Here is a 24,169-nt window from a genome sequence, read left to right as displayed (position 1 = left end):
TCTGGGTACACTCTACTCGGTAACGCTCTGCGTACGACATACCCCGTTTCTGTGGGGGTTGTGCCACATCAGAAATACGGAAGGTGGACCCATGGTCGCGCACATGATTCGCGCCAGAGGGCTGGTGAAGCACTACAAGAAGGTTCGCGCGCTCGACGGACTGGACCTCGATGTCCCCCAAGGAAGCGTGCTCGGCCTGCTCGGGCCCAACGGTGCAGGCAAGACCACGGCGGTGCGGATTCTCACCACGCTGCTCGAGCCCGACGAAGGCACGGTGGAGGTCGCCGGCGTCGATGCTCTCGCCGACCCGGACGGAGTTCGGTCTCGTATCGGTCTGGCAGGCCAGTATGCCGCCGTCGACGAGTACCTGACCGGATTCGAGAACCTCGACATGATCGGCCGGCTGTATGGGTTGAAACGAACCGAATCTCGCAGTCGTGCAGGTGAGCTGCTCGAGAGATTCGATCTGTCCGACGCGGGAGACCGCCCGTCGAAGACCTATTCGGGTGGCATGCGTCGGCGTCTCGACCTCGCCGGTGCGCTCGTTGCCTCCCCGCAGGTGTTGGTGCTCGACGAGCCGACGACCGGCCTGGATCCCCGAAGTCGTATCGGTATGTGGGAGGTCATCCGCGAGCTCGTCGACGGGGGTACCACGCTGCTGCTCACCACTCAGTATCTCGAAGAGGCAGACCGCCTCGCCGACGAGATCGTGGTCATCGACCAGGGCAAGGCGATTGCGAAAGGCACGGCAGATCAGCTCAAACGCAACATCGGGGGCGATCACGTGGAGCTCGTGGTGGCGAATGCGGCGGATCTGCCGGCGGCGCGCGAAGCGGTGGCTTCGATCACGATCGGTCAGGTGAAGGTCGACGAGTCCACCCGTGAACTCTCGGCGCCGGTCGACGCCGGGGCCGAGGCATTGATGCGTCTGCTTCGACGTTTGGATGCGGAAGGCATCGCGGTCCTCGACGTGGGAGTCAGGCGCCCCACTCTCGACGACGTGTTCCTCACACTGACCGGCCACGGAACGGAAGACAATGCGCAAGAGTCGAATACCGATTCTGCAGGTGCTCGTGTGAAGGAGACGACTCGATGACCGCGACACTCACCCGCACCATCTCGAACAGTGGCACCATCGCGAAGCGCAATCTGATCAAGATCAAACGCGTCCCCGAAGTCATGGTGTTCGTGCTGATATCGCCCATCATGTTCGTGCTGTTGTTCGCGTACGTGTTCGGCGGCGCGATCGACCCGGGCGGCAGTGTGAACTACCGGGAGTTTCTGATCGGTGGCATCTTCGCTCAGACAGTCATTTTCGGCTCCGTGTACACCGGAGCGGGTCTGGCCGAGGATATGCAGAAGGGCATCATCGACCGCTTCCGCTCGCTCCCCATGTCGCGATCAGCAGTGCTGATCGGACGGACCGTGTCCGATATCGCCTACAACCTGGTCTCGATCGTCATCATGGCGTTGACAGGTCTGCTGGTCGGGTGGCGAATTCGCGGATCGTTCATGGACGCGTTGGCCGGCTTCGCTCTGTTGCTGGTGTTTGCATACGCGTTCAGTTGGGTGATGGCGTACGTCGGCCTGCTCGTTCCCAGCGTCGAGGTGATCAACAACGCGTCCTTCATAGTGATCATGCCGCTGACGTTCGTGTCGAACGCGTTCGTACCGCTGGAGTCGTTCCCCTCCTTCCTGCAGGGTTTCGTGGAGTGGAACCCGGTGTCTGCCGTAACGCAGGCCGCCCGAGAGTTGTTCGGCAATACCGATCCGTCGATCCCGGTCGCGGACGTGTGGTCGATGCAGAATCCGATCGCCTACACACTGATCTGGGTCGTGATCATCCTGGTGATCTTCGTGCCACTTTCGGTGCACCGGTACCAGAGCAAGCGCAAGTAGGCCTCGCTGAGAGGTGCCCTGAAAAGGTATCCCTCATCGGTCCATGCACACATACGCTTGTGTGCATGGACAACCGATCCGAAGTGCGCGAGTTCTTGATGTCGCGTCGCGCGAAGGTCACACCGGAACGCGCCGGGTTGCCCGCCACAGGCAACCGGCGCGTTCCTGGCCTGCGGCGCAGCGAGGTCGCGAGCCTCGCCGATGTGAGTGTCGAGTACTACTCGAAGCTCGAGCGTGGCGCCATCGCGGGTGCCTCTTCCTCAGTGCTGGACGCCCTGGCTCGGGCGTTGATGCTCAACGAGACCGAGCGCGCGCACCTGTTCGATCTGGCCCGCGCTGCCGACGGCATTCCCACGTCCGGTCGACGCCGGCGGCCCAGTGCTCCTGCCCGGCCTCTGCGCCGAAGCGTTCAATGGGCCTTGGACTCGATCGAGAATTCGGTCGCCTTCGTTCGGAACGAGGTTCAGGACCTTCTCGCCGTCAACGAACTCGGTCGCGCCTTCTATTCGCCCGTGATCGGCGATGGCGGACGGGTACCCAATCTCGCCAGGTTTCAATTTCTGGACCCTGCATCGAAGGACTTCTATCCGGATTGGGAACTGTTCGCCCAGATGTGTGTGGCCATCATTCGAACCGAAGCCGGTAAAGATCCGCAGCATCGGGGTATTCAGGATCTGGTGGGTGAACTGTCCACGCAGAGCGAGACATTCCGAAATCTGTGGGCTGTACACGACGTCCGGACTCACGGAGCCGGTACCAAGCGGTTCAACCATCCGGAGGTAGGCGAGTTGCATCTCGCCTACGAAGAACTCGCGATCACCGCGGACGAGGGGCAGGTTCTGATGATCTACACCGCCGAACCCGCTTCGGAGTCCGCGCAGAAACTTCGATTGCTCGGGTCCTGGCACAAGACACCCACAGTCGGTGAGCCCGCACCGCGAACCAGCGAGAGGAACTGATTTCGTGACACATACTTTCCTGCCCAAGGCTCCGACGACCAAGAACCCGCCCGAGCAGTTCACCGGTGATGTGTGGGTCGACCCCATCGCGTATCCACAGGAAGAGGGCCAGCGAATGGTGGTCGCGCGGGTCCGATTCGCGCCGGGTGCGCACACTGCCTGGCATTCACATGCCAAAGGACAGACGCTGCACGTCGTCAGTGGTATCGCGCTCTTCGGTACGCGTGACGGTTCGGTCGTGGAGGCGAAGCCCGGCGACACCGTCTACTGCCCTGCCGGCGAGGAGCACTGGCACGGCGCCACTCCCGAAGACTTCATGGAGCATCTGGCGATGCTCGAGAATGCCGACGACCCGGCCGAGACAACTACCTGGCTCGAACACGTCACCGCCGCGGACTACCGCCCCGGTGGCGAGAACAACTGATCGAATTCGACTGAAAGGACTGCACAATGCGTGGTGTGATCATGCACGGCCCCGGCGACGTCCGGGTAGAAGAGCGAGAAGACCCGAAGATTCAGGAACCCACCGACGCCGTGATCAAGATCGTCGCCGCCTGCGTGTGCGGATCCGACCTGTGGCCGTATCGCGGCGCGGACAACCCGGACAAGCAGCTCATGGGCCACGAGTACGTCGGCATCGTCGAACAGATCGGCGATTCGGTCGAGACAGTGAAGCCGGGTGACTTCGTCGTCGGGTCCTTCGTGATCTCGGACAACGCCTGCCCCATCTGCGATGCCGGCTATCAATCGCGTTGCGTCAACGGAATATTCGTCGACGGCGAGATCGGAACACAGGCCGAGTTTGCGCGCATTCCCTATGCCGACGGGACTCTGGTGGCCACGCCTGGTCAGCCCGACGAGGATCTGATTCCCTCCCTGTTGGCCGCCTCCGACGTCCTGGGAACAGGTTGGTTCGCCGCGGTCGCAGCAGAGGCGGGCCCCGGCCGTTCGGTAGCCGTCGTCGGTGACGGAGCCGTAGGCCTCATGGGGATCCTCGCGGCCAAAGAGCTTGGGGCCGAGAAGATCATCGCCATGAGCCGGCACGAGTCGCGACAGAAGCTGGCGCGAGAGTTCGGTGCCACGGACATCGTCGAAGAGCGTGGCGACGAGGGCGTGGCGAAGATCAAGGAACTGACCGATGGTCTCGGTGCGCACAGCGTCATCGAAGCCGTGGGATCGCAGGAATCCATGATGCAGGCGATCCGTTCTGCGAGGCCCGGCGGACATATCGGGTACGTCGGGGTCTCCCACGACGTCGAACTGCCGGGAGGAGAGTTGTTCTTCGGGCTCGTGCATCTCCACGGCGGGCCGGCGCCGGTGCGCCGCTTCCTCCCCGAGCTCATCCAACTGATCTGGGATCGAAAGATCGACCCCGGGAAGGTGTTCGACATGACTCTGCCACTCGATCGGGCTGCCGAAGGTTACGAGGCGATGGACAAGCGCGAAGCGATCAAGGTTCTGCTGCAGCCGTGATGGAACTCGACGATCTCCTCGAGGCCTTGAACGCCGGCCGCACCATCACCGGGGGCTCGCCACTGCACGAGGTGATGCACCGAACCAGCCAGGATGCGCTGCGGGTGACCGGTGAGCTCAACGGCGGATATCACGAGCCGGAGCAGGTTCGTGAACTGATCTCGCAACTGATCGGTGCCAAGGTCGACGATTCGGTGGCGGTGTTTCCGCCCTTCTATTCCGACTTCGGCAAGAACATCCGTCTCGGCAAGCGGGTCTTCATCAATTCTGGATGCAAGTTCCAGGACCAGGGCGGCGTGAGCATCGGCGACGGAAGCTTGATCGGCCACAACGTCGTGATCGCGACACTCGATCACGACCTGGCGCCGAGCCGCCGTTCGGACATGCATCCGGCGCCCGTGATCGTGGGACGCAACGTGTGGATCGGCGCCAACGCGACGATCCTCTCGGGTGTGACGATCGGCGACGACGCTGTGGTTGCCGCCGCATCCGTTGTCACCAAGGACGTGCCGGAGAAGGCCATCGTCGTGGGCTCCCCGGCGCGAGTGGTGAGGTCGGTGAGCGACTGAGGCGGCTTCGCCTTCAGGACTGCTGCGCGAGCCAGGTGTCGAAGTCCGGGCCGGCGATGACGGCATCCGGTCCGGGAAGGCAGGCGCCCTCGGCCATGTTCTTGCTCGCTACGGCACTGTCGACGGTGACATTCTCACCGCGGTGAGCGACTACCTTCCGGACCAAGTCCTCGAGGTCTTCCTGCTTCGGCCCGGCGAGCTCGACGTACGTGCGTGGCTCGGTCCCGTCCGCCATCTCGACCAGCAGGCGTGCGATCTCTTCGAGGGCAACCGGCTGGGTCTTCATCACGGGAACGGTGACACGGTCACCCTGGCGGGTCCAATCGAGCATCTGACCGGCGAAATCGAGGAACTGCGCCGCACGGAGAATGCGCAGACCTTCAGCGTGCTCCTTCGCCACCTTCTCCTGCGCAACCTTCGACACGTAGTAGCCGAAGTCGGGCATGTTCTCGATACCGATTATCGAGAGGACGACGAACCGTTCGACACCGGCCCCCTTCGCGGCTTCACCGAGGTTACGGGTGACGGTCTCGAAGAACGCGATGGATTCCTTCTCGTCGAGCGATCCACCTTGAGTGACGTCGATGACTGCGTCGACGCCGGTCAGGCGCTCGACCAGGCGGTCCGACGACGCCAGGTCGACGCCCTTGGATCGAGCCAGTTCGACGATTTCGTGTCCAGCGGCAATGGCCGCCTCGACGACCTTCTTGCCGGCGGTCCCGGTCGATCCAGCGATAGCGATCTTCATGGTCTCTCCTCGTCGATTAGAGCTCGGATGCTTCTCATTCGATCGGTCCCATCAGCATATGGTCCGCCCGTAATTCGATGGCGAGGAACACCGGACGTACGTACGTTGACAGCCACGACGACCGTCAAAGCGAAAGGCCTACCGATGCCCGAGTTCTTCGGACCCGAGATGATCCTTCCCGTGGAGCCGGTCGATCCGGTTACCCGCGGAGATCTCGACCTGTACCTGCCCGAGACAGACGGCACCGCCCCTTGCGTTCTCGTCGTACACGGCCTGTTCCAAGAACGGCCCGAGGTGATGCCGCGCCGATCGAGCTTCTTCCGCGACTATGCGAGCCACCTCGCGCGCCGGGGACTCGTGGCGGCAGTGATCGATCACGATCTTACCGAGGGGGTCCGTGTGCCCGAGGCCGCTGCCACAGTGGCACGAGCGGTCGAAGAACTCCGCGAACAGCCGGAGTCGGACGGTGACGCCGTCGGCATCTGGTTCTTTTCCGGTGGCGGCGTGTTGTGTTACCCGTTCCTCGCCGATCCGCAGCCGTGGCTTCGGGGCGTGGAACTCACGTACCCCATGCTTCCCGCCGAAGAGATCCCAGGATGGCCGCCTCAGGACGAGGTCGTCGCGGGAACCAAGTCCGTACCGACGTATCTCACCATCGTCGAACACGAGATGCCCATCTTCGCTCCGGATCAGCAGGCCTTCCTGCAGCGTGCGAAGAACGCCGGGGCGCCCATCACCGTTGCCGACGTCCCCGGTGCGGAACACGGCTTCGACGTCTCGGGCTCGGCGCCACACATGCAGGACGCAGTGGCCGCCGGGATCGACTGGATGGTGAAAACGCTCACCTGACTCCGGACAGCCACCGCGTCTGGTGCACGCGCTCAGCAGGTTTCGAGCAGGCCTTCCAGCGCAGTCTTCTCGTCCGCGGTCACGGCCAGGTCGTACGTCGCTTTCACGTCGATCTGGGCGGTGGCGTAGGTGCAACGGAAGTCGGCGTTGGAGGGGGTCCACTCCGCCGCGTTCGAGTCGCCCTTCTCCTGGTTGGTCGGGCCGTCGGCAGCCCACAGGTTGCGAGGATCGTTGGCGAAATCGGCCCGCTTCGCGGAATCCCACGTATCGGCGCCGCGCTGCCACGCGTCGGAGAGTGCCACGACGTGGTCGATCTGAACGTCGGAGCTGGTTTCTGCCCCGCGCTTGAACTCGATTGTCGTGCCGGTGTATTGGTCGTCCAGCGTGCCCGACTCGACCTGGCAGTCGTCGCTGAGAACCGAATCGGTCAGGTCCCGCTCGAGAATGTCCTCTCGCGTCGAGCAGCCGTTACCGCCGCCGGGTACCGAGACGTCGTCGGTCCACGCCGGGCCGAACGCATCACGGTCGTAGTCGCTGGAAGGTCCGGAATCGTTCACGGTCAAGCCGGCCAGGTTGTCGGCGGCGACGGCTGGATCGGTCCCTGGAACTACGTCCACACCCGCGGCGTTCGCGACGGGGCTACCGAATCCGAAGCCGATCAGTGCAGCCGCGCCGATCGTGGCGGCAGCTGTGAACAGTCGTGTCGAGCGAGATCGCATTTTCCCTCTGTTCTCGAGTCAGTTGTCTGGTTCGCCGAGGTCGGCTGCGACTTCTGGGGCATCGGTGCGAAGGACGTCGTACGCGACCCGGACCGCGCGCGAGACCAGGTCGTCGTCACCACCGGCGGTGGGGTCTGCCTCCAACTCGGCGCGAGCCGAGGCGATCAGATCTGCGTCCTCGCCGCGGGCGAGTCCCGCCGCCTGAAAGAGGTACTTGTCGTTGCTTGCCATGTGAATCTGCCCCTTCTTTCGTGAAGTCGGCTGCCAAGCTAGCGCCGCCGTTACAGAAATTCGGGGTATGTCGTCACCTGTTCGCGCAGTGGTCATGCGATATGCGTTTCTGTCGAATCGAATTAGCCGGCAAGACATTTCGAGAGCCCTGGATCGATGACAGATGTTGAACAGGTCGTGGCGTGTCGTTCACGCGGCATTCGCCGACTCCAAGTTTCGGGAAACCGAGCGTCAGGGCCGATGAACAGGTCTAGTGTCCGGATTGTCGAGTTGAAACGGTCCGGCCTCCGGCGTCGGTTGTCGCACGTGGGTGGCCTGCAAAGGGGCACTGGATGTGGGCTAGAACGAGGTCGGCGTCGATGATCGTGGCCGGGGTGCTGCTGGCGGCACTTGCAACCGATGCTCGGGCATTCGCAGACGAACCACAGATCCTGGACGTCGTTCGCGATGCGGTCCCGCGGGCCGACTGCGGTCCAGGTTCGCTTCCCGAGACAGGCTTGCAAGGCGATGTCCCCGCACCGGACCGCGACAGTGGTCGCAGCGAACAGGGCTACCACTGCAATGCCAGCCTGGTCGGCCAGTTTCGGGGACGTGGCAGTGCGGTCACCGCCACCACGTTCGAGCACTGTTCCTATACGCCGTCCTTCTTTCCCGGCAATCTGCTGGGCGAGGACCGTGGTGTCCAGGTCATCGATGCGTCGGACCCCTCGAACCCCGTGATGTCGACGACGCTGACAGAGCCCGCGATGTTGGGCGGTACCTGGGAGACACTCAAGGTCAACAAGGAGCGGAAGCTCCTCGCAGGCACTGCCGTTCCGTTCTTGGAAGGTGGTGGGTACTTCTCGGTGTACGACATCTCCGACTGCGCACATCCGAAACTGCTCAATCCTGGGCCCGGCTCGCACCCGGCGATGCCCTTGCCGTTCACCTCGCACGAGGGCGGCTTCTCCCCCGATGGCAACACCTATTGGGCATCAGGGCTGGCACCCGGGCACCTGAGCGCAATCGATATTTCGGATCCGTCGAACCCGCATATCGTGTGGCAGGGCTTGACAGGCATCCAGGAACACGGTTTCGGCATCAGTCCCGACGGAAACACGCTGTACCAGTCGGCAATTGCCGGGGTGACGATCCTGGATGTGAGCGCTGTGCAGCGTCGCGATCCATACCCGCAGGTTCCGCACGTGGGCCGAGTGTTCTGGACAGACGGTCAGATTCCACAGCACAGCATTCCCGTCACGTACGACGGCAAGCCGTACATCTTCACGCCGAACGAGGCGGGCTCCGGCGGGGTCAAGCTCATCGATGTCTCGGACGTCACCGCGCCCGAGATCGTCGAGACGGTAAAGCTGGAGATCAACCTGCCGCAGAACATGGAAGCGAATCTTCGCTCCTCACAGGGCGGTTCCGTCTTTGCCTACGAATCCCACTACTGCGCTGCCGATCGGCCGGTCGATCCGACAGCTTTGGCGTGCGGGTGGATTTCTTCGGGCATAAGGGTTTTCGACGTCAAGGATCCGAAGAATATTCACGAGATCGCCTACTACAATCCGCCCGCGTCGAAGGGGCAGAATCTCCAGCTCACCAATTCTGCTCACGCGCTGGCATCCATCATCGGAATTCCGTTGATGAGTACGTTGGCCATCGGCCGCGCCGCGGTGGAGGACGGGCAGAACCCCCTCGATGCCATCAATCCACGGTCCAGCCAAGTCATGTTCGGCGATCTGTCTTCCGACTGGTGTCTGTCGCCCCCCGAATGGCGTGGGACCCAACTCTGGACCACTTGCATGGACAACGGTTTCATGGCGCTTCAACTGGACAACGATGTGTACACGCCACCGCCGAATCAGAACTCGACAGTGGGGTCGTGAGGGTGAACCGATGGGGTAAGTACGCGGCCGTCGTTGCCGCCGGTCTGTTGCTGCTGGCCATGGGCGCGGCACTGCGGCCGGCGCTCGTATCCTCGATCTCTGCCGACGACGGAAGCATTCGGATGAGCGAGACCGACATCGGCTTCGCCCAGGACATGGCGGTCCATCACGAGCAGGCGTTGGCCATCGCACAGAATTTGGACGACGGCGTAGCCCCCGAGGTTCATCTCCTGGCCGAGCAGATCGCTGCGAAGCAATCGATGGAGATCGGTACGTTGCGAGGATGGCTCACCCTCGCAGACGAACCGTGGAGCGGCCAGGAGCCCATGGCGTGGATGGACACCGGTCACGCCGCGCCTGCGCACGGTCATGGAAGACAACGTGAGTCGCCGCCGCAAGTGATGGCGGGAATGGCCACCTGGGACGAGATCAACACTCTTGCAGGACTGACGGGCCGTGACGCCGAGGTCCACTTCCTGCAACTGATGATTCGCCATCACCAAGGCGGTATCGACATGGCTGCGGCAGCGGTCGAGAAGACCACACTCGATCCGGTGGAACGCACGGCGCGATCCATGGTGCGGGATCAGAGCCAAGAGATGGGCTACATGAACCTGCTGTTGCAGCAACGGCAGGCAGAGCCCATCCCGTACCCGTGACGTGGTCGTCGGTCAGAGGAGTCCGGAAGCTTCGAGACCGGTACGCAGGCGTTCGACGTGCTCCGCCGGACCTTGACGAAGGGGCATACGAAGGTGGTCCGACTCGATGATCCCCAGCATCTTCAGGGCGGCCTTCACCTGAATCGCACCCTGCGAGGTATGCATGATCGCGTCCACGGCGGGAATGAGGCGGGTGTGGATCTCGCGGGCGCGGGCCAGATCGCCGCTGTCGACGGCCGCGATCATCTCCGCGTAGAGGTCACCGGCCACATGCCCGACGACGGACACGATGCCGGTGGCGCCCTGCGCGAGGTGGGCGAGATTGACGACGTCGTCACCGGAGTACCAGAGGAGATCTGTCTCGGCGATCAGACGGCTCGCCTCGAAGAAGTCACCCTTGGCGTCCTTGACGGCCTTCACGTGTTCGAACTCCGCGGCGCGGCGAATCGTGTCGGTCGTGAGGGCGGTTCCGGTGCGTCCCGGGATGTCGTAGAGCATCACCGGGGTGCCGTCGCCGGCCTCCGCAACGAGCCGGAAGTGTTCGAGGATGCAGTCCTGCGGCGGCTTGTTGTAGTACGGGGTGACGACGAGAAGAGAGTCGGCTCCGCGAGCCACCATCTCGCGTGCAGCTCGCGCGGAATGCTCGGTGTCGTTGGTGCCGCAGCCCGCCATCACCGAGACGCGGTCGCCCACGGCTTCGACGACTGCCTGCACGCAGGCGTAGTCCTCGTCGTCGGTGGTGGTGGGAGATTCACCCGTGGTGCCGTTGACCAAGAGGCCGTCGTGCCCGTGGTCGGCGAGATGGACGGCCAGGTTCTGCAGGCCGTCGTAGTCGACCGATCCGTCGTGATGCATCGGCGTCACCATCGCGGTGATGACGCGGCCGAAAGGGGTGCTCTCCATGATTGTCAGAGCCTACGCGGAGCGGTCGATTTCGTCAGCTCGGTACTGCTGCGAGGTCTATCGTGACCACTAGGTTGCGGCACGTAGGCTGCGAGCATCCATCGTTTCGGAGTACGGTTGTGCACCGAACGTGAGACGGAGGTCGGCATGTCATTCCTGAAGTGGAGCAAACGGCCGGCAAGCGAAGTCCAGGCTCGTACGCCGGCCGTCAACGTCCTGCGTGGGCTCGCTGCTCGCGCAACGACACCGCTGCTGCCCGACGACTATCTGCACCTCGTCAATCCGCTGTGGTCGGCGCGCGAACTGCGTGGGCGCGTGGTGTCGGTCGAGAAGGAAACCGAAGACTCGGCCACCGTGGTGATCGAGACGGGTTGGGGATTTCCGCGGAACTACATATCGGGCCAGTACGTGGGGATCGGCCTGCAGGTCGGCGGACGGTGGCACTGGCGGTCGTATTCGCTGACGTCCGTCGCCGAGTCCGAGGACGACCTCATCTCTGTCACCGTCAAGGCCAACCCGGACGGCTTTCTTTCCGCGCACCTCGTCGACGGTATCGAGCCAGGAACGGTCATCCGACTGGCCGCCCCGAAGGGCGACTTCGCGCTGCCGGAGCCGCCGCCCGAGAAGATTCTCTTCATGACGGCGGGCAGCGGGATCACGCCGGTCATAGCGATGCTGCGAACGCTGAAGGCCCGCGGTCACACTCCGGAGATCGTTCATCTGCACTCCGCCCCCGATCGGGACAGCGTCATCTTTCTCGAAGAACTGGAACAGTTCGCTCGTGAGGTGGAGTACTACAAGCTCGACCTTCAGCTCACGAGGTCGATGGGCAAGATCGACCTCGACGAACTGCACCAGCGAGTCCCGGATTGGAACGAGCGGCAGTGCTGGGCGTGTGGCCCGCCGCAGCTTCTCGACGACGTCGAGCGGGTGTTCACGGGCGCGGATGCTCGCGACCGGCTGCACATCGAGCGGTTCACCATTGCCCGCACCGACAAGGGCGGGGAGGGCGGTGTGGTCACCTTCTCGAAGAGCGGCAAGACCGCGGAAATCGACGGAGCTACAACCTTGATGGACGCGGGTGAAAATCTCGGCATCATGATGCCCTTCGGTTGCCGCATGGGGATTTGCCAGACGTGCGTCGTGCCGTTGGCAGAAGGTTATGTGCGCGACCTCAGATCGGGTGAAGAGCACCGAGAAGGCGAACGAATTCAGACCTGTATCAGCACCGTGTCCGGCGAGTGCACCCTCGACCTGTAGGAGGCAAAGTGGCCATCACCGATATCGACGAATACGCCCATCTCACCGAAGCGGACGTCGAGGCGCTCGGTGCCGAGCTGGATGCCATCCGGCGCGACATCGAAGAGTCCCGTGGCGAAGAGGACCACCGATACATTCGGCGCGCAATCGCACTGCAGCGCGGATTGGCCGCCGGCGGTCGAGCTGTTTTGTTCGCGAGTGACAAGAAGCCCGCCTGGGTGGCCGGCGCCGCCATGCTGGGGCTGGCGAAGATCATCGAGAACATGGAGCTCGGGCACAACGTGATGCACGGGCAGTGGGACTGGATGAACGATCCCGAGATTCATTCCTCGTCGTGGGAATGGGACACCACCTGCCCCAGCGTGCAGTGGAAGCACTCCCACAACTACATCCATCACAAGTACACCAACGTCGTCGGCATGGACGACGATGTCGGATACGGCATTCTCCGCGTCACCCGCGACCAGCCCTGGGAGTGGTGGAACATCGGAAATCCGCTGTACAACATCATGCTCGGCACCTTCTTCGAATGGGGCGTGGCGTTGCACCACGTCGAGGTGGAGAAGGTGCGTAAGCGCGAGAAGTCCTTGGCTTCGGTGTGGAAGGACCTGCGGATCATCGGGCGCAAGGTGGGCAAGCAGGCGGCCAAGGACTACGTGGTGTTCCCGGCGCTCACCGGCAAGCGTTGGAAGACCACGCTCACGGCCAACGCGACAGCGAACTTCATGCGCAATTTCTGGACGTACGGCGTGATCTTCTGCGGCCACTTCCCCGACGGCGCAGAGAAATTCACGGTGGCCGAGTACGAAGACGAGGATCAGGCGCGCTGGTACCTCCGGCAGATGCTCGGCTCGGCGAACTTCAACGCCGGCCCGGTGATGCGATTCATGAGTGGCAACCTGAGTCACCAGATCGAGCATCACCTGTTCCCTGACCTGCCGAGCAATCGCTACGAGGAGATTGCAGTCCGGGTCCGGGCCCTGTGCGAGAAGTACGACCTGCCGTACACGACCGGGTCGATCGGCCACCAGTACTGGCTCACGTTCCGGACCATCGCAAAATTGGCGCTGCCCAACGCGATGTTGGTCTCGACATCCGACGACGCGCCGGAAACTGCCTCCGAACTACGCTTCGGTGTCCGTTCTGGTGTGCAGAACACCTTCGGTGTCGACCCGGTGACCGGCAAGCGTCGGGGGCTCCGGACCGCGCTCGCCGAACTGCGAGACGGCGCGGTCCAAGCTGCCTGACCCGATATCAGCGACGCTGCAGGGTCACCCCGGCGAACGGGTACGGAATCTCGACCGGGGTCTTCGCGACGTTGATGGTTCCGATCCAGTGACCGAACCGCGGATCGATGTCTTGGACCGCGAGGCCGAGCGGAAGGCCGTCGAGCGTCACGTAGGCCTTGTCGTCCGCGACCGGGCTCTGGTGGCCGCCTCGGCTGAACTGTGCGCAGTCGAGGCGCACGGCGTCGCTGTCCGCGAACACGTGCAGGTCGCAGTCGGCGAGAGGTGTGCCCAGAACGTTCGAAGGATGCTGGGTGAGGTGGTAGACGCCGGGGTACATCACGCCGACCCTTGGGAACTCCGGATCGTCGGCGGAGGCGAGTCCGGGGGCGGCCAGGGCGGCGGTCGCAGCGAGTGCGAGGCCGGCTGCGGCGGTACGGAGCTTCATGGAGTTCGTGTCCTCACGGTCGGTCGGGTGCTTCTCGGTCGGTCTGTATGTCGTTCGAACTACCCAGTTTGTTTCGGTGCATGATGGGAGAATGCATCCCTTCCGTCAGGCAGTCGAGTCCGGCGACCACGAGCGCATCAGCGACTTGTTGGCCGAGAACGTCGTCTTCACCAGCCCCGTTGCGTTCAAGCCCTACCCAGGAAAGGCCATCACCTCCGCAATACTGCGAGCGGTCGTTCGCGTGTTCGAGGATGTTCGTTACGTACGCGAATTCTCGAGCGAAGACGGGCGTGATCACGCGCTCGAGTTCGAGGCGACCGTGGACGGCAAGAAGCTCAACGGCTGCGACTTCCTGCATGTCGACGCAGACGGAAGGATCGACGATTTGAAGGTGATGGTGCGTCCGCTGTCCGCCGCCAACGCATTGGCTCAGGCCATGGGTGCACAGTTCACACAGATCGAACGAGAAGCCGCTGAGGAGTTGAACGGCACAAGCTAGCTGCTCGGCCCCGATGTGCGGCCGGTGACGTCGAGGTGTAGGTCCCGTCGACGAATCAGGGATGTGGCCACGACGCTGATTGCCGACGTGGCGACGAGGTATCCGCAGGCCAGCCATGGTGTTCCGCCTCCTGCCGCGATCAGCGCGGTCAGAATCATCGGTGTCAGTCCCGACGCGTAGATGCCGGAGAACTGGTAGACCACGGACAAGCCGGTGTAGCGGATCTCGGTCGGGTACAGGCCCGCGTACAGCGTGCCCTGGGCTCCGTAGAAGAGCGCATGGACGACGCCGAACACAAGGACCATCGCCACGCCGAACCACAGGAGGTTCTCGGTGCCGAACAGTGCGAACACGGGGAAGACTGCGAGGCCGTACAGGCCGATGCCCAGGGTGTAAACGCGTTGCGCGCCGTATCGGTCGGCTGCGATACCGGAGAACGGAAGCAACACGGCCATGACGAGGGCCGCTACCGTCACGACAAGTAGCACCTGGACCTTGTCGAACGCCAGTGTCCCTGTCGCATAAGTGATCGCGAACACGCCCCACGTATTGAAGGCAGCGCCCTCGCCCCACCTGGACAGCAGTCCGAGAACTGTGTTGCGTCTGTTGGAACCTCGCACGACCTCCTTGATCGGGGCGGACGACCGCGCCCGCAGTCGGCTCACTTCCTCGAACGCCGGTGTCTCCTCCACCTTCAACCGCACGACGGCTCCGACAACGACCAGAACGATGCTGACCGCGAACGCAATTCGCCATCCGTAGGCGAGGAACTGTTCGTCGTCGAAGACCGTCTGCAGGGTTGCGAACACGGCCGTACCGAGGGCGAGACCGAGTGCGAGACCGACCTGGGGAATCGAGCCGAAGAGTCCACGCTTCTTCGGCGGACTGTGCTCGACGGAGAGCAGGACGGCGCCGGCCCATTCACCGCCGAGTGCGAATCCCTGAAGCATGCGCAGCAGCAACAGGAGGATCGGGGCGATCACTCCTACTTGGGCTGCGGTGGGGAGCGCGCCCATGAGGGCGGTGGCCGCACCCATGACGAACATGGTGAGCGCCAGAGTCTTCTTCCGGCCGATGCGGTCACCGATGTGGCCGAATACGAGACCTCCGATCGGCCGCATCACGAATCCCACCGCGAACGTGGCGAACGCCAACATGGTGCCGACGAACGAACTCTCGTCGGGGAAGAACAGCTCGTTGAACACCAGCCCGGCGGCCGTTGCGTAGAGGAAGAAGTCGTACCACTCCACGGTCGTTCCGAGCAGGCTGGCCGCGACGACCGTGCGCAGGCGTTTGCGCTTCTCGTCCTCGGATTCGGGCTGCTCGAAATCAGGGCGTACTGCTGTGGCGGTCATGGACTCCATCCGTCCCGGCGTTCTGGTGGGCGGAGCGAGCCTAAGGGCGCAGCGCGGTACTCGGCACCGGTCTGGATCAGCGTGATTCGAAGTCCGACAGCTCGGGCCGACGCGCCGCCCTGTTGCGTCGTACGAAGTCGACGGCCGCCCCGATGATCAGTGCCGTGGCCAGTGCGAACAGGGCGGCTGCCAGCGGATTGCGGTTCGACCAGTGCGCACTGAGTGTTCCGATCAGTCCGCAGTACCCGGCCCACGCAGTCGACGCTGCGACGGTAGCGGCGAAGAAGGTTCGGTACGGGAATCGGGTGGCTCCAGCGGCAGTGTTGACTGCCACCCGGCCGACCGGCACGAACCGGGCAGCGAACAGAGCGGTGGCGCCGTGTCGTTCGAGTGGAGTGGACGCTTTGTCGAGAGTGCTTCTGACCGAGCCGTTGGTTCGAGCCGCCAGCCGATTTCCGGCGCCGTACGCCAACTGGTCGCCGACCAGCGCACCGAGGCCGATGGCGAGGAGTAGGTGCCACAGCGGCGGGTTTCCCGTCGTGGCCGCTATCGCGATGACCGACAGCACCAACAGCTCGCTCGGGAGCGGAGGGAAGATGCCGTCGGCGGCCACGGCCAAGAACAAGAGCAGCAGAAGCGAATCCGACTGCTCGACGTAGTCCACGAGACTCACGACGTCACCCCTGCCGACTTCACTCCTTCACGGTGCGCGCTCCGGAGGGCGTTCACCATCGGGTGACTCCCCCAATTCGATGCCGTACAGGAGTCAGGGTCGGCTCGGGGTGGGCCTCGTTTCAGGCGGCATCTCGTTTCAGGCAGTCATCCCGGTCGTCCTGCCGTACCGTTCACGGGCCTGGCTCGGGCTGATGGTCTCGCTGCGAACCGGCTCCTCGTCTCGAAGGTGTTGTCGCATCACCTGACCGGTCATCGGGGCGAGTGCGTCGAGCACGGACAACATCGGGGCCGGAGAGCTGACGCCACGAACCGCAGCACGTGCCAACGGTCGTATTGCCACGTCGACCGCTGCGGACTGATCGAAGCCACCGGTTGTCCGCATCCACTTCGGCAGGGTCGCAATGGTCGCGGGGGCGACCACCCTGCTGGCCAGTGCGAACTGCCTCCTACCTTTGGTCGGTGGCGTGCGCAGCAGATAGTGCATGGCGCGGTGCGCCCGTTCCGAGGAACACAGGCGGGGTCGCACCTGCTCGAAGTACTCGCGCACCTCCGCCCGCGACGCAGGGACATCCGCCGGCTTGCATGTCTGCAACTCGGCGGCCACCACGCATTCCCGCCAGTACTGCGCTTCGTCCTCTGCGGACAGCTTGCCTGGGCCGTACTCCTCGTAGCACTTGAGGACCGAATGCCACCCCGTGACGTGAATCCACAGTTGAGAGGCCGGATTGTTGGCGCTGTAGCGGGCGCCGGTGATCGGTTCGATGCCCGTGGCTGCGGCGTGGACCCGCGTCAAGTGATCGGACACTTCCATGGCTGTGCGTCCGTCCGCGACGGCCACGGTGAGAAAGTACGCGAGCGTCCGGTCGAGTCGGCCGCCCGGATCCTGATAGATCCCCTGCATGTCGGCAACTGCGGCAGTCAGGAAGGGATCGAAGTGCTCGAGTACCACCGAGCGCTGGAATCCGAGTAGTGCGGTCGGCGCAGTCCATACCTTCCAGGTGGGGGAATCCGGACCGAAGAACCCGTAGTCCTCGCGACAACGTGGTTCGGTTGCAGCATCTTTCGGTTGATTACGCATCTCCCTGGTGTCCCTTCATCTGGTAGGTGTCCGAGAGGCTCACGACCTGATCCCAGACTCGGAGGTATCGCTCGGGGTCGACCACCGGTTTACGGACGGCCGACAGTGAGATCGTCTGCTGAGCCTTCGACGAGCTCGGCTTGTTGTGCAGACCGACCGCAGCGGCACCGAAGTCGCGAACCAGCACGTCGAAGATCTGGTCAAGCAGGTCGGAGCCGAGACCGACGATCTCGGCCTGTTCCAGAATCAGCTGGCCGTAGACGACGAGCGTGAACAGTTCGGTGATCGCCAGCCCGAAATCGAGGTCGCGTTGCTGGTCGCTGTCCGGTGGCGCATCTGTGAGCAGTGCGACGAGCGCCTCGGCCTGCTCGGTGAACAGCGCGACGTTGGGGATGTGCGCTGCTTTTCGATAGCTCTCGCGCCAGTCGTGGAACCGCACTTTCGACAACCCTCGGGCTGGGCCCTGACGGAAGAGGAACTCGTCGTCGGCGGCGTCCTGGCGGCTCGGAACGGCCTCGAACTTCTCCGGGAGAAAGAGATGAGCCGGCATGAATTTCGCGATCAGTGCGAGGTTGACGGCGACTGTGCCTTCGAGCTTCGGCAGCCCGTCCACATCCATTTTCGCAACCGTGAGGTAGCTGTCCTTCTCGAAACCCTTGGCAGCCGCGATGTCGGAGAGCAGACCGATCACTCGCTGGGCTTCCGTGGTCACCTTCATCTTGGTGATGGGGTTGAAGAGCAGGTATCTCCGGTCTTCGGAAGAAGCTGAACGGAAGTAGTCGACAGCGCGGTCGGAGAACAACCGCATGGCGATCAGACGGACGTAGGCGTCGACGAGTTCTCTACGCACGTGGGGGAAATCCGTTACCGGGTTTCCGAACAGCACACGATTGTGGGCGTGCGTGATGGTTTCGTACAGCGCGTGGGTCGCCATTCCGATCCCGCCGAAGCACAGGTTGAACTTGCCGATGTTCACGGTGTTCAGGGCGGCGCTGAATGCGTCCTCACCGCTGTGCAGGATGTCTTCGCTGGTGACGGGATACTCCTCGAGCGCGAATTCGGCGACATACATCTGCGCGGGAACGATGTTCTTGACCACGTGAAATGCCGGGTGGGTGGCGTCGGCGCAGAAGAAGACGTATTGGTCCGGGCCTTCCACGCCATCGATTCGGCCGAAGACCGACACGGTGTCGGCGCAGTTGCCGTTGCCGATGTAGTACTTCGAGCCGGACGCCCGGTAACCCCCACTGCCGTCCGGGGTCAGCACCATGTCCGTGGAGTACACGTCCGCGCCGTGTTCCTTCTCGGACAAACCGAAGGCGGCTACTCCGCCCGCGGCAAGCCGACCGGCTGCCTGCGCACGCGCCTCGGAGTTCTCGCTCTGCCACACAGGGCCGAGTCCGAGCACGGTGACCTGCCACGGGTACCAGTAGTTGAGTCCGTAGAAGCCGAGTAATTCCGAGAGTGCGGCAATGCGCGCCGTGTCCCAACGCTTGTTCGGGTCACCGCCGTTGTCGCGGGCCGGGGTCAGGAATGTCGCGAACAGGCTCTCCTTTGCCGCGAACTCGAGGAAGTCCGCATAGAAGACCTTGTCGTGAAAGTCGCCGAGAAGTTTCGCCTTCCCACGGTCCTCGAACCAGTCGATCGTCGCCCTCAGGAGACGGCGAGTCTCCCCGTCGAAGTGGGTCGGGTCATAGGCGACCGGATGGAGTAGCAGCCGGTTCGACACCTCTGTCATGGGTTGGTCCCTTGCTCCGAGAATTGAATACAACGCGACCGTAGCAATTGTGGCAGCGCAATGCAACGGTGGCGTAACATTTACCGTCGAGAGTGATTGCAGTGGCAGCTAGGGTGGCAAGGGAGGTGAGAGTATGACGACGTCACGGACGGCAGCCGGACCGCGCCGCAGGTATGCCCCGCGGCTGGGACCGGTGGAGCGTCGAGCGCAGCTGCTCGACGCAGCGTTCGAGGTGACCGGACGACTGGGACTGCACAACCTCAGTATGGAGGCCGTAGCTGCGGAGGCCGGTGTCGGAAAACCGGTGCTGTACACCGTTTTCGGTACCCGCGCCGAGCTGGTCGCCGCGCTTCTCGAACGGGAACACGAGCGAGCGATCGAGCAGGTTCTGGCGGCTATGCCGACCGATCTCACCGAGTTGGGTCCGACCGCGTCCTATGCCGGAACGGTGACCGCCTTCGTCTCGAACGTGCTCGACAACCCCACTCGATGGCGGCTGATCCTCACGACGCCGGAAAATGCGCCCAGTGAGTACCACGATCTGCTCAGAAATTCCCGCAGCGCAGTTCTGGCTCGCGCGGAGGAGTTGGCACGCGCCGGGATCGCACTGGAACCGAAGCTTCGCGAACTCGACCCCACCCTCCTGGCACACACCATGTTGTCTTTCGCCGAGATGCTCGGCAGATTGGCTGTCACCGCCCCCGAGACGTACACACGCGAGCACCTGTCGGAGTATGCGGCCGGTATCGCGGGAATCATGAACGCTTCCAATTGATATCGCTCTACGACAGAGGAGATGATCTAGTGGCCGCCGAAGACCGGTACGACACTGCACAGGACCGACTGAAGGAAGCCGAGAAGAGCGGCGACGTCGAGGCGGTCGTGGACGAGCTCGAAGACCGGGTCACCTCGGAGTCGGAGGATCGCGGGGCCGCCGGAACTCCGTCCGATCGATCGACCGTCGAACCAGTGGAGCCGGACCACCGAAGCCCGGATTGATTGCCCAACCGACGGCGGGTTCGTGTCCGCGTCGTTATCGTCGAGGTATGGCCGACATCATCGAATTGATCTTCGAGGATCACCAGTGGTTCCGACGGCAGTTCGTCGAACTCGACGAACTGCGAGCACGCTCGCCCCGTGACACGGCGGCCTTGGAGGCGGCCTGGCAGCCGTTGGCGCAGCGTCTGGATGTACATGCGGTCGCCGAAGAAGAGATCTTCTATCCGCAACTTCTCCGTGTCGGGGATGACCCACGGCCGGAAACCCTCGACGCCATCGGCGATCACAACGACATCCGCGACGGCGTTCACGACGCCGCGAAGCACGCCGTCGGCGATGCGCAATGGTGGGACGCGGTCGGGCGCGCTCGTGAGGCCAACGACGAGCACATGGCAGAGGAAGAGCGCGAAGGTCTCGCGGACTTCCGGCGAACCGCCCGCCCAGCACTTCGGGACGCGTTGGGCACGCGGTTCGCCGACTACATGGCAGAACACACGGCAGAGGAGGTCGACACCTCGGACATCGATCCCGAGGTGTACGTCGAGGAGGTCGAAGAAGAGCTGTCCGGCGACGGGGCGTCCACAGGATCCCTCCGGATAGGCAGTCTGAAGAAGCCCTGAACCGGTCCTCGATCAGCGAGCGCGGTGCCTACGGACCGCATCGCGGTTGGAGCAGCGCGGCGAGCAGTAGCGCTGACTTCCGTTGCGGGAGACGTCGGCATAGACGTTGTCGCATTCGGTGAGGGCGCAGCGGCCCAAGCGGTGCATTCCCCGTCCCACCAGGTGTAATGCGGTGCCGACAGCGAAGAGTGCGGCGAGAACGCCGGCGAGCGAGTGCTGGTCGTCGCGATAGTGCAGGTGCCAACCGTCGCCTGCGTGGTCGGTCAGCCGCGGGTATGCCGAAGCTGATTCGAGCATTCCGTTGACGAGCTCCGCGCGAGCCGTGTCGCTGTGTGCGTCCACCACCCGCGTCCAGCGATCGAGGACGGCCGTCACTTCGCGGAGATCGGTGTCGGTCACAAGCACGACTGGATGGAAGCGTCGCGACACGTAACGAGCGAGGGACTGCTCGTCTACCGCCGTTGTTCGTGCGGAACGTGGCACATCGGACTGACGCCGCTACGCCAACGAGAAGACGAATTGTGGACCCGTCATCGTTCCGCGTAGTCCGCCTCTGTAACGGAATGCCTGCGCAATGCGACGTTTGTCATGACGTGACGCACGGCGTGGGGGTCGGTTCGCGCGCAAACCGGTAGTTCGGGACAGAGGAACGTGGACATGGATCTTCGCGGATTTTTCCGGCGGCATCGAATCGCTTCGGCGGCCGCCGCGCCAGCAGTATTGGGGGTGGCGGCCATTGTCGGCGCATCCTTCATAATTCCGTCGGGCTCGGAGTCGGTGGAGACGGAACTGACGTCTTCCGTCACGACCTGCCACGACATGGTGACCATTTCGATCGCCGGTCGGGGCGACACTCCCGGCGAGGGCGTCGCGATGCTCGAGGACGCCAACGGCAACCGCCTTCCGGCAGCAATGTCGGGCGACTACAAGAGCGACTGGCTCGACCCGATCATCAACGCGCCGGGCGCCGCCAACGGCGACTACGCCGCGATGTACATCGATTACCCCGCCAACATGGCCACCTATGAGGACGCGGTCGCGGCGGGCGTCGAGAACTCGCAGCGCGTCATGCAGGAGATTCAGGTCGCCTGCCCCGACACCCAGTTCTCGATCGTGGGATACAGCGAGGGCGCAGACGTCGCTCGCCGTGTCGCGATGAACATCGGTAATCAGGAAGCCGACGCGGACGGAAAATACGGGATCATCGACCCCGCACGCGTCCTCGGTGTCGTCATCCTCGCGGATGCCGGACGTGAAGTAGGAGAAGGCCCGTTCCCCGGGGCCAAGGATCCCTTTGGTCGGCCCGACGGCTTCGATCAGCAGTACCAGACAGGTAAGAACACCGCCGGTGGCAAGGGCGCGATCCCGGATATCGCCGGCAGCTTCGGCGCGCTGGACGGCAAGGTTGCTTCTTTCTGCAGCGACGGCGACCTCACCTGTGCTGCACCCGAGAACATCTCGCTGTTGCAGCTGGCAGTCAATGTGGGCCGTCAGATCAACGTCGATGCGCTCGAGCGTGAGGGTCTCACCCCCGCCACCGGGCAGGATCTTGCGATGGCGTTCGGCCGGATCGCGTTCGCTGCGTTCGCCGACATCCAGTCGCAGAAGGACTGGATGCAGAGCGATGAGACCTTCCTCGACGTGCTGTTGAAGGTTTCGACGCCGGGCTACGAGTTGAAGACCCCGGAAACCGGTGACGATGACGCGACCGGCGACGACGACGCGACGGGCGGCGAAAGCACCACCGGGGGCAAGGTCGGAACCGAAGTTTCCGCGACCGAGGACGACCCCAAGGACACGATCGAGACCGAGAAGCTGTCACCGCTGGCGTACCTGCCGCAGAAGTTCTTCCGCGAGATCGTCGGTCTGATCATGACCAACCAGAACACCATTCCGGTGATTCAGAGCGATCCGTACAACCTGACCCTCGGACCCAACGCAAGCGGCCACCACTTCGACTACTGGGACGACGCCGGTGCGGGCAAGCCGCTCACGTCCGCTCAGTACGCGGCTGCATGGCTGACGCACCTCTCCAAGCAGGCGCAGGCAGGTCTTCCCGTCGACGCGAAGGCCAAGCCGAAAGCCGAGGACGTCACCGAGGCGATCGAACTGGCTGCCGAGACCAAGGCTGCGGACAAGGGTGTCGCAGCAGAGGCCAAGGCGACCGAGCTGCCCGCAGCGGGCAACGCGGGTACGTCCACAGAGGGCAAGCAGGCCGCTCCGACTTCGGAGGCCGCGGTTGCCTCTCCGGCTGCTCCGGCTGCTCCGGCCGAGACGCCGAAGGCGGAGTCGACTCTCGAGGTGGCAACTCCGCCCACGTCGGAGGCAGCTGCTCCGAAGACGGACAGTCCTTCGACCAGCACCGAGAAGGTGACCACCACGACGGTGGCGCCGACCACGACGACTCCCGTTCCGGTCGGCTGATGTACCGCTGAAACAAAGCTGAGAACGCCACTGCCACCGACTTCACGAGGTCGGTGGCAGTGGCGTTTCCGGTTCACGGCCGAAGGTGACGGGCGCGAGCCATGCATCGGCTGCACGACGGATCTGCCATGTGGTGAGTGCCAGGTCGATATCGTCGAGCGGCAGGACGACGAATTCGGACGGATCGACACCCGTGAGCGCCTCTGATTCGATCGGCGCGAGGGTGAAGCTCCGGTCGTTGCGGAGCATCATCAACATCCCGCTCACATCCGAGAACTGCACGTCGGGATCCGACTCGATGCCGGCCGACTCCAGCCAGCGCTTGTTTTCGCGTCGTAGGTTCCAGTGCGTCGGTCCACTCACGTGCTTCAGCCCGCGCAGGTCACTGGCGCGCAATGAGGTCTTACCCGGAAATCGGTCGGCGTCCACGACAGCACCGAGCGGCTCGGAGTAAAGGCTGATGGCCACCAGATCGGGATGGCTGGTGGCTACGTGCGAGATGGCGATGTCGACGTTGTGTGCCAACAGTTCGGATTCCATGTCCAACGAGGGGATCTGTCGGATCGTGAACGAGTACGTGTCGTTCAGGGCGCGAATTCTGTCGGAGATGCTTCGTCGGTGACGGGGGTTCAGAACATCGGGAACCGCGACGCGAACGCGATCGTGCCGGGTGCCGCTGCGGATCAGGTGCGGTATCGCGTCGAAGTCGTCTACGAGCTTCGTTGCGATGGGGAGCAGGGCTGCACCGGCCGGTGTGAGCCTGGTGTGGTGGGTGGAACGGTCGAAGAGTTGCTCGCCCAATTCCTTCTCGAGGGCTTTGATGCGCTGGCTCAGCGGCGGCACCGACATCTGGAGGACACCGGCGGCCTTCGTGAAGTTGAGCTCGTGCGCGACTGCGAGAAAGTACCGCAGGTGCCGCATCTCCATCGGCCCGAGTGTAGCCGCCACAATCTTGGTATGTCGGGTG

The 24,169-nt window shown here is 63.6% G+C and carries 26 protein-coding genes and 1 pseudogene; 16 read left to right on the top strand and 11 right to left on the bottom strand.

Annotated features, from left to right (window positions below):
* The first annotated feature begins 91 nt into the window (after positions 1–91).
* The 6 genes from ACZI8R_RS04330 (at position 92) to ACZI8R_RS04305 (ending at position 4,900) form a co-directional block, all read left to right on the top strand.
* A complete protein-coding gene (locus ACZI8R_RS04330) occupies positions 92–1,096 on the top strand; it encodes an ATP-binding cassette domain-containing protein (RefSeq protein ID WP_463378349.1) in 1,005 nt (334 codons plus the stop codon).
* Positions 1,093–1,899 (top strand): ABC transporter permease, encoded by an 807-nt coding sequence (locus ACZI8R_RS04325; RefSeq protein WP_463378348.1) that lies wholly within the window; start codon positions 1,093–1,095, stop codon positions 1,897–1,899. Before ACZI8R_RS04330 ends, ACZI8R_RS04325 begins: the two co-directional genes overlap by 4 nt.
* A gap of 65 nt (positions 1,900–1,964) precedes the next feature.
* The gene (locus ACZI8R_RS04320) at positions 1,965–2,858 is read left to right on the top strand and encodes a helix-turn-helix transcriptional regulator (protein WP_463378347.1); all 894 of its coding nucleotides are present in this window, start codon (positions 1,965–1,967) and stop codon (positions 2,856–2,858) included.
* Between the two features lie 4 nt (positions 2,859–2,862).
* Positions 2,863–3,282, top strand: a complete 420-nt coding sequence (locus ACZI8R_RS04315; protein ID WP_463378346.1) for a (R)-mandelonitrile lyase — start codon at positions 2,863–2,865, stop codon at positions 3,280–3,282.
* 26 nt (positions 3,283–3,308) lie between these two features.
* Positions 3,309–4,331, top strand: coding sequence for a zinc-dependent alcohol dehydrogenase family protein (locus ACZI8R_RS04310; RefSeq protein WP_463378345.1), 1,023 nt, complete (start codon positions 3,309–3,311; stop codon positions 4,329–4,331).
* Positions 4,331–4,900, top strand: coding sequence for a DapH/DapD/GlmU-related protein (locus ACZI8R_RS04305; RefSeq protein WP_463378754.1), 570 nt, complete (start codon positions 4,331–4,333; stop codon positions 4,898–4,900). Before ACZI8R_RS04310 ends, ACZI8R_RS04305 begins: the two co-directional genes overlap by 1 nt.
* A gap of 13 nt (positions 4,901–4,913) precedes the next feature.
* Here ACZI8R_RS04305 and ACZI8R_RS04300 read toward each other — a convergent pair whose 3' ends face one another.
* Positions 4,914–5,648: an SDR family oxidoreductase gene (locus ACZI8R_RS04300; protein WP_463378344.1), complete on the bottom strand. Its 735-nt coding sequence runs from the start codon at positions 5,646–5,648 to the stop codon at positions 4,914–4,916.
* 144 nt (positions 5,649–5,792) lie between these two features.
* Between ACZI8R_RS04300 and ACZI8R_RS04295 the strand changes: the two genes are divergently transcribed.
* Positions 5,793–6,497, top strand: a complete 705-nt coding sequence (locus ACZI8R_RS04295; RefSeq protein ID WP_463378343.1) for a dienelactone hydrolase family protein — start codon at positions 5,793–5,795, stop codon at positions 6,495–6,497.
* Between the two features lie 32 nt (positions 6,498–6,529).
* Here ACZI8R_RS04295 and ACZI8R_RS04290 read toward each other — a convergent pair whose 3' ends face one another.
* On the bottom strand, positions 6,530–7,216 hold the full coding sequence (locus ACZI8R_RS04290; protein ID WP_463378342.1) for an HNH endonuclease family protein: 687 nt from the start codon (positions 7,214–7,216) through the stop codon (positions 6,530–6,532).
* 18 nt (positions 7,217–7,234) lie between these two features.
* Positions 7,235–7,447 (bottom strand): hypothetical protein, encoded by a 213-nt coding sequence (locus tag ACZI8R_RS04285; RefSeq protein WP_463378341.1) that lies wholly within the window; start codon positions 7,445–7,447, stop codon positions 7,235–7,237.
* Between the two features lie 332 nt (positions 7,448–7,779).
* Here ACZI8R_RS04285 and ACZI8R_RS04280 point away from each other — a divergent pair, with 332 nt between their 5' ends.
* Both ACZI8R_RS04280 and ACZI8R_RS04275 read left to right on the top strand, forming a co-directional pair.
* A complete protein-coding gene (locus ACZI8R_RS04280) occupies positions 7,780–9,318 on the top strand; it encodes an LVIVD repeat-containing protein (RefSeq protein WP_463378340.1) in 1,539 nt (512 codons plus the stop codon).
* A complete protein-coding gene (locus tag ACZI8R_RS04275) occupies positions 9,315–9,977 on the top strand; it encodes a DUF305 domain-containing protein (protein ID WP_463378339.1) in 663 nt (220 codons plus the stop codon). Before ACZI8R_RS04280 ends, ACZI8R_RS04275 begins: the two co-directional genes overlap by 4 nt.
* 12 nt (positions 9,978–9,989) lie before the next feature.
* On the opposite strand, the gene dapA is transcribed toward ACZI8R_RS04275, so the two are convergent.
* Complete coding sequence (dapA, locus tag ACZI8R_RS04270; RefSeq protein ID WP_463378338.1) at positions 9,990–10,880, bottom strand: 4-hydroxy-tetrahydrodipicolinate synthase; 891 nt, start codon at positions 10,878–10,880, stop codon at positions 9,990–9,992.
* A gap of 147 nt (positions 10,881–11,027) precedes the next feature.
* Between dapA and ACZI8R_RS04265 the strand changes: the two genes are divergently transcribed.
* Together ACZI8R_RS04265 and ACZI8R_RS04260 are read left to right on the top strand one after the other, a co-directional pair.
* On the top strand, positions 11,028–12,140 hold the full coding sequence (locus tag ACZI8R_RS04265; RefSeq protein WP_463378337.1) for a ferredoxin reductase: 1,113 nt from the start codon (positions 11,028–11,030) through the stop codon (positions 12,138–12,140).
* Positions 12,141–12,148: 8 nt separating this feature from the next.
* A complete protein-coding gene (locus ACZI8R_RS04260; RefSeq protein WP_463378336.1) occupies positions 12,149–13,387 on the top strand; it encodes a fatty acid desaturase family protein in 1,239 nt (412 codons plus the stop codon).
* A gap of 7 nt (positions 13,388–13,394) precedes the next feature.
* Here the strand turns inward: ACZI8R_RS04260 and ACZI8R_RS04255 are convergent, their stop codons facing one another.
* Entirely contained in the window at positions 13,395–13,814 is a 420-nt protein-coding gene (locus ACZI8R_RS04255; RefSeq protein WP_463378335.1) for a hypothetical protein, read from the bottom strand.
* A gap of 91 nt (positions 13,815–13,905) precedes the next feature.
* Here ACZI8R_RS04255 and ACZI8R_RS04250 point away from each other — a divergent pair, with 91 nt between their 5' ends.
* Complete coding sequence (locus ACZI8R_RS04250) at positions 13,906–14,313, top strand: nuclear transport factor 2 family protein (protein ID WP_463378334.1); 408 nt, start codon at positions 13,906–13,908, stop codon at positions 14,311–14,313.
* Here the strand turns inward: ACZI8R_RS04250 and ACZI8R_RS04245 are convergent.
* From ACZI8R_RS04245 to ACZI8R_RS04230, 4 genes are all read right to left on the bottom strand, one after another.
* Positions 14,310–15,668: an MFS transporter gene (locus ACZI8R_RS04245; protein ID WP_463378333.1), complete on the bottom strand. Its 1,359-nt coding sequence runs from the start codon at positions 15,666–15,668 to the stop codon at positions 14,310–14,312. The genes ACZI8R_RS04250 and ACZI8R_RS04245 overlap by 4 nt on opposite strands.
* A 76-nt stretch (positions 15,669–15,744) precedes the next feature.
* Complete coding sequence (locus ACZI8R_RS04240; protein WP_463378332.1) at positions 15,745–16,341, bottom strand: DedA family protein; 597 nt, start codon at positions 16,339–16,341, stop codon at positions 15,745–15,747.
* A gap of 138 nt (positions 16,342–16,479) precedes the next feature.
* Positions 16,480–17,421 (bottom strand): oxygenase MpaB family protein, encoded by a 942-nt coding sequence (locus tag ACZI8R_RS04235; RefSeq protein ID WP_463378331.1) that lies wholly within the window; start codon positions 17,419–17,421, stop codon positions 16,480–16,482.
* Positions 17,414–19,159: an acyl-CoA dehydrogenase family protein gene (locus ACZI8R_RS04230; protein ID WP_463378330.1), complete on the bottom strand. Its 1,746-nt coding sequence runs from the start codon at positions 19,157–19,159 to the stop codon at positions 17,414–17,416. The genes ACZI8R_RS04235 and ACZI8R_RS04230 overlap by 8 nt, the downstream gene beginning before the upstream one ends.
* A 133-nt stretch (positions 19,160–19,292) precedes the next feature.
* On the opposite strand from ACZI8R_RS04230, the gene ACZI8R_RS04225 reads away from it, so the two are divergent.
* Genes ACZI8R_RS04225 through ACZI8R_RS04215 form a run of 3 tightly spaced genes read left to right on the top strand, consistent with a single transcriptional unit; the run spans position 19,293 to position 20,778 of the window.
* The gene (locus ACZI8R_RS04225; protein ID WP_463378329.1) at positions 19,293–19,934 is read left to right on the top strand and encodes a TetR/AcrR family transcriptional regulator; all 642 of its coding nucleotides are present in this window, start codon (positions 19,293–19,295) and stop codon (positions 19,932–19,934) included.
* A gap of 29 nt (positions 19,935–19,963) precedes the next feature.
* Complete coding sequence (locus tag ACZI8R_RS04220) at positions 19,964–20,158, top strand: hypothetical protein (protein WP_463378328.1); 195 nt, start codon at positions 19,964–19,966, stop codon at positions 20,156–20,158.
* Between the two features lie 47 nt (positions 20,159–20,205).
* A complete protein-coding gene (locus tag ACZI8R_RS04215) occupies positions 20,206–20,778 on the top strand; it encodes a hemerythrin domain-containing protein (protein WP_463378327.1) in 573 nt (190 codons plus the stop codon).
* Between the two features lie 12 nt (positions 20,779–20,790).
* On the opposite strand, the pseudogene ACZI8R_RS04210 reads toward ACZI8R_RS04215, so the two are convergent.
* Positions 20,791–21,177: pseudogene (locus tag ACZI8R_RS04210) on the bottom strand (CGNR zinc finger domain-containing protein); the annotation flags it as partial.
* Between the two features lie 258 nt (positions 21,178–21,435).
* Here ACZI8R_RS04210 and ACZI8R_RS04205 point away from each other — a divergent pair.
* The gene (locus ACZI8R_RS04205; RefSeq protein WP_463378326.1) at positions 21,436–23,202 is read left to right on the top strand and encodes a cutinase family protein; all 1,767 of its coding nucleotides are present in this window, start codon (positions 21,436–21,438) and stop codon (positions 23,200–23,202) included.
* Between the two features lie 42 nt (positions 23,203–23,244).
* Here the strand turns inward: ACZI8R_RS04205 and ACZI8R_RS04200 are convergent, their stop codons facing one another.
* Positions 23,245–24,129 carry a LysR family transcriptional regulator gene (locus ACZI8R_RS04200; protein ID WP_463378325.1) on the bottom strand — a complete coding sequence of 295 codons (885 nt, stop codon included), beginning with the start codon at positions 24,127–24,129 and terminating at the stop codon, positions 23,245–23,247.
* Positions 24,130–24,169 lie beyond the last annotated feature (40 nt).

It is taken from the genome of Rhodococcus huquni, from assembly GCF_055231055.1.
The sequence above is the reverse complement of the archived record's forward strand: the minus strand, read 5'-3'. Positions and strand labels throughout refer to the sequence as shown.